This is a genomic window from Pseudomonas edaphica (assembly GCF_005863185.1).
GTDB lineage: Bacteria > Pseudomonadota > Gammaproteobacteria > Pseudomonadales > Pseudomonadaceae > Aquipseudomonas > Aquipseudomonas edaphica.
Window position 1 is genome coordinate 1 of the sequence record NZ_VBVZ01000629.1, and the last position, 3,532, is coordinate 3,532.

The following is a 3,532-nucleotide window of genomic DNA, read 5'->3' on the forward strand; positions in this document are numbered from 1 at the left end:
CTGCAATACCCAGCAACCATTCGAGCATCACACTGGCTTTCAAACTGCCCACTCGCTCCTCACAGCGCTCGATACGCAACCGGTTCAACAGCGCCAGCGCCAACATACCCAGCACCAGCAGCACCTTGATCAACAGAATCAGCGCAAACCCGTTAAACAGCGGCGTGGGCCACAGCTGCCCGGTCAGCACGCGAACATTGATCAAACCCGTTACCAGCAAACCGGCAACCAGGCCATAACCCACGCCGCTGAAGCGCTTGAGGATCGGCTCCAGCGCAGGCTTTGGCGACAGCCGCAGAATCAGCACCAGCAGCAACAACCCGCCCAGCCAGGCGCCGACGCACACCAGGTGCACCACTTGATTGAGGATCAGCAATTGGCCGCTCAGCCCATTGAGCATGGCGCCATGGCCGACCGGTGCCAGCGTCGCCAGCAGCAGTGCGGTCAACGGCAGGCGCAAGGCCGGCCGGGGTTTGAGCAACACCACTACCAGCAGCAGGTTCAGCAACAGATGCCAGACCCACACCTGGCCGAAAAAGGTTTTGCCCAGCACCAACTGCACGGTGGCCGGTTGCAGCGCCGCGTCCCAGCTGCCCGCCATGCTGGCGGTGATCAACAGCAGCCAGGCCACGCCGGAGAACAACCCCAGCCAGGCCAGGGCGCGGGTGATGCGCAGCAGTTGCCGGTCGAGTGCCGGTTGCACTTCGTTGCCCAGCAGCCAGGGCCTGAAGGCACAGGCCCCGAACATCAACAGCACGACGATGAAATGCACGAAGCGGCACAGCACCAGCAGGGTTGCCATGGGTTATTGGCCGACCTTGAAGCTGTATTCACCGTTGCTCTTGTGGGTGTCGACCGAGACGGCGTTCCACACCACTTTGTAGTTGCCGGCGGCCAGCGGCGCGGCGGGTGTGACCACCAGGGTTTTCTTGTCGGCGTCCGGGGTTTCCAGGCCTTTGATGGCGAGTTCGGTGCCGTCTTTGCTCAGGGACACTTTGGTGAAGGTGGCCTCGACGCCTTCGCTGAAGGTCAGGCGCAGGTCGGCGGGCGCAGCAACCGTGCTGTCTGCCGCCGGTGTCGAACTTTTGAGATGGGCGTGGGCAAATGCCGCAGAGGCGCCCAGCAGGGAAGCGAGCAGGGTGACAGTGGTGAGGGCTTTCTTGATCAGCATTGTTCAGTACCTTCAAGTGAGTGAGTCGGTAATGCCATGTGCAACAAGGGAAAGGGTTTGCCTTCGCCATCCAGCGGCGAGCGCGCGACCTGGATAAAACCATAATGCAGATAGAAACCCACGGCCTGCGGGTTTTGTTCGTTGACGTCCACGGTCAGCGTGTCATGACGGGCGCGGGCGTGGTCGAGCAATTGGCGGCCGACGCCCTGGCCGCGGCGCTCGGGGTCGATAAACAGCATTTCGACGTTATGCCCGCCAGTGCCGATAAAACCGGCGATACCGTGGTGGTCTTCATACACCCACACGTCGAGGGCCGGCATTGGCAGGTAGGCGTCGCGCACCAGCGGCAGCAAACGCTGGATGTCGTCCTCGGGGAGGAAGTCATGGGTGGCTCGCACCGAGCGCTCCCACAGTGCGCCCAGCACCGGGTCGTCGGCAGCCACGCGAGGTCGAATAGTCATTGCAATGATCCTTCAAGTGGACCGCGATCCTAACCAATCCGTTTTTGGCGGGAAAGGTTCGCGTAGGAAGTTTCATCACTCGGCGGCCAACCGCAGCCTTTTTATCCTGTACATATCGCTGTCTGCGTGGCTGAGCAGGGTATCGGCGTCTGCACCGTCGGCCGGATAAAACGCCACGCCCACACTGCACGACGGCATCTTGACCGGGCCAAACTCAGCGCCCAGCGGCTCGGCCATGGCCGCGAGAATTTGCGCGACTTTGGCGCTAACCGTTTCGTGTGACTGCACATCGGTCAGCAACACCGTGAATTCGTCGCCGCCCATGCGCGCCACCAGGTCGCTGTCACGCACGCAACGTTCCAGCCGCCGTGCAATCACGCAGAGCACGCGATCGCCCACCGCGTGGCCATGCACATCGTTGATGCCCTTGAAGTCATTGACGTCCAGAAACAGCAACGCCAGCCGGGTGTTATGACGCTGTGCGGTGTGCAGGGCCGACGCCAGGCCATCGTTGAACAACGAGCGGTTGGTGAGCGCCGTCAGCGGGTCATGGTGGGCGAGGAAACGCAGTTCCTCCTCGGCCTGGGTGAGCGCCGTCACGTCGCGCGCCACGCCGATGCGCGCGCCGACTTCTTCGGACCAGAACGCTGCCCACAGGATGTGCACCACGCTGCCATCCTTGCGCAGATAACGGTTGCGAAAATCCACATGGGGCCGGCCATTCATCACCCGCACAATCGAGGCCCGGGTGCGCGCCAGGTCTTCGGGGTGCATGTAGTCGGTGATGGGGGTGCCGGTCAGTTCGTCGGCGCGGTAACCGAGCAGGGCTTCGCAGGCATCGCTGACAAACACGATCAGGTTGTCACTGTCGACCACGAAGACCGTGTCCAGCATCAGGTGGATCAATTTCGGGTAGAGGGCGTGCAGGTCAACGGCCATAGGTCAGGGGTGTCCGGTTCAGATGCGCCGATCATAGCTCGATCACGCAGGCTGACGCCTTGGAATACTGCGGGCTTTGAAGCGCTGGCGCCGATCTGGCGATCAATGGCGTGTAGCCTAATGAGGCGGTTCATGATGTGATGGTTGAAAATGAATTGTATTTAAAAGTGACTGGGGCTCCATCATCCATGGGCAATCACAAGATCGGTATCCGGCGCAGCAACGTCGAGAAAATCCTGCTGGCGGCAGAGAAAGTCTTTGCCGAGAAGGGCTATGGCAGCACCGCCATGGCCGATATTGCCGAAGAAGTGCAACTGCCGCGCTCCAACCTGCATTACTACTTCAGCACTAAAAGCGAGCTGTACAGCGCCGTGCTGTTCGACCTGCTGGACCTGTGGAAGCAGGACGCCCTGAGCTTTGAAACCTTCGATGACCCGCGCGTGGTGCTCAGCAGTTACATCCGCGCCAAGATGCAGCGCTCACGCACGCGGCCGCATGGTTCGAAAGTCTGGGCGAATGAAATCATCCACGGCGCGCCGACCCTCGGTGAGGCGCTGGACGAAAGCCTGTACGACTGGGCCAAGATGAAGGAGGCGAAAATTCGTCAGTGGGTGGAAGACAAGCGCATCCTGCCGGTGGAGCCGTCGAGCCTGCTGTATATGATTTGGGCCTCGACCCAGCACTATGCGGACTTTGATCACCAGGTGAAGATCTTGAATGATCACCAGCCGTTGTCGGACAGGCAGTTCGAGAAGGCAATCCAGACGGTGACCAGTGTGATTTTGCGTGGGATTGGCTTGGAGCCTTGAGTTTTGATGATCGTTCCCACGCTCTGCGTGGGAATGCCTCACTGGACGCTCTGCGTCCGCTCTTGGGACGCGGAGCGTCCCTGGCTGCATTCCCACGCGGAGCGTGGGAACGATCATTTCAAAAGGTAACTTACACAGCCTCGCGGTAAGGG

Annotated in this window: 5 protein-coding genes; 1 reads left to right on the forward strand and 4 read right to left on the reverse strand. The window is 60.8% G+C overall.

The genetic code is table 11. The annotated features are described in order from the left end of the window. From copD to FEM54_RS34945, 4 genes are all read right to left on the reverse strand, one after another. Nucleotides 1–802, reverse strand: an 802-nt coding sequence (gene copD / locus FEM54_RS27890) for a copper homeostasis membrane protein CopD (protein WP_138453790.1), incomplete at its 3' end; no start/stop codon positions are given. A gap of 3 nt (nt 803–805) precedes the next feature. Beyond that, nucleotides 806–1,171, reverse strand: coding sequence for a copper homeostasis periplasmic binding protein CopC (copC, locus tag FEM54_RS27895; RefSeq protein WP_099550007.1), 366 nt, complete (start codon nt 1,169–1,171; stop codon nt 806–808). Further along, nucleotides 1,165–1,632: a GNAT family N-acetyltransferase gene (locus tag FEM54_RS27900; protein ID WP_017136446.1), complete on the reverse strand. Its 468-nt coding sequence runs from the start codon at nt 1,630–1,632 to the stop codon at nt 1,165–1,167. The genes copC and FEM54_RS27900 overlap by 7 nt, the downstream gene beginning before the upstream one ends. Nucleotides 1,633–1,707: 75 nt before the next feature. Beyond that, nucleotides 1,708–2,571 (reverse strand): GGDEF domain-containing protein, encoded by an 864-nt coding sequence (locus tag FEM54_RS34945; RefSeq protein ID WP_017136447.1) that lies wholly within the window; start codon nt 2,569–2,571, stop codon nt 1,708–1,710. A gap of 188 nt (nt 2,572–2,759) precedes the next feature. Here FEM54_RS34945 and FEM54_RS27910 point away from each other — a divergent pair, with 188 nt between their 5' ends. Next, on the forward strand, nt 2,760–3,380 hold the full coding sequence (locus tag FEM54_RS27910; protein WP_017136448.1) for a TetR/AcrR family transcriptional regulator: 621 nt from the start codon (nt 2,760–2,762) through the stop codon (nt 3,378–3,380). Nucleotides 3,381–3,532 lie beyond the last annotated feature (152 nt).